Below are 1,184 nucleotides of genomic sequence, written 5' to 3' on the forward strand. Positions count from 1 at the left end.
CCGTCCGTAGATCGTGTCGTTGCCGGAGCCGCCGACCAGGCTTTCCATGTTTGCAAAGGTATCCGTGCCTTGGCCAGTCGCCGTGTTGGCGGCGATCGCGATCGGCCCGGTGACGTCGGTGCTGCCAAGATTTGCAACGATATCGGCGGTGGAAGCGGAATAGTCGGCGATGTCGGCGCCGGCATAGGGGGCCAAGAAGCCCGTGGCTGACGTACTGCCGGCCCGCATCGGCAGGAGTAGCGCCAGGTCGGACTCCGACGTCAGGACGGGAACGGAATACGTCGTCGCACTCTGGAAGTTGGAGCCGCCGTCGAAGCTGTCGTTGCCGGCGCCGCCGATGAGTATGTCGGAGCCAATGCCGCCAAGCAGGATGTCGTTGCCGGCACCGCCGATGAGCTTGTCGTCTTGCGAGCCGCCGTCGAGCGTGTCGTTGCCCGTACCGCCGCTGAGGATGTCTTCGCCCACACCGCCGATGAGCTGGTCGTTACCCAACCCGCCGACAATGACGTCGATGCCGTTGCCGCCGTCGATCGTGTCGTCACCGCCGCCGCCGGCGACCGTGTCGTTGCCGCCAAGGGCCGCGACCGTAACGCCGCCGTTGGCGGCATCGCTCCTGTAGGCGTCGCCAATGACGATGATGTCGTTGCCGGCCGTTCCCGTGATCGATTCGATGCCGGAAAGGCTGGGGCCGTTTCCGGAGCTCGCGTTGAACGAGACGCCGGTGGTCGCGGTACCGTTATCGAGCAGGATGCCGTCGTTGCCGGCGCCGCCGGTGAACTGGTCCCTGGTAGTCGTAAGGCCCGACTGCGACAGGTTGAGAATGGTGCCGTTGCCGAGATCGACCGCGATCTTGCCGGTGCCGGCGTCGGCGGTATCCGCGCTGTAGTTGAAGGTATCGTCGCCGGTGCCGCCGGAGAGCGTGTCGTTGCCGGCGCCACCGGAGAGCGTGTCGTTGCCGAGGCCGCCGTCGAGCGCATCGTTGCCGGTGCCGCCCAGGAGCGTGTCGTTGCCGTCGCCGCCCGCAAGCGTGTCGTTGCCCGCGCCGCCGTCCAGGGTGTTGTTGCCGCTGTTGCCGGTAACGGTGTCGTTGCCGCCGCTGCCGGTCCCGTTGATGTTGCCCGTGCCCGTGAGCGTCAGGTTTTCGACGTTGGCAGGCAGGGTGTAGGTCACCGACGACTGTATCG

Annotated in this window: 1 protein-coding gene; it reads right to left on the reverse strand. The window is 66.6% G+C overall.

Annotation, left to right across the window (positions count from 1 at the left end):
• Window positions 1-1,184, reverse strand: a 1,184-nt coding sequence (locus AB4048_RS28775) for a calcium-binding protein (protein WP_442205347.1), incomplete at both ends; no start/stop codon positions are given.

It is taken from the genome of Rhizobium sp. RAF56, assembly GCF_052113965.1.
In the GTDB taxonomy this organism is placed as follows: domain Bacteria; phylum Pseudomonadota; class Alphaproteobacteria; order Rhizobiales; family Rhizobiaceae; genus Rhizobium.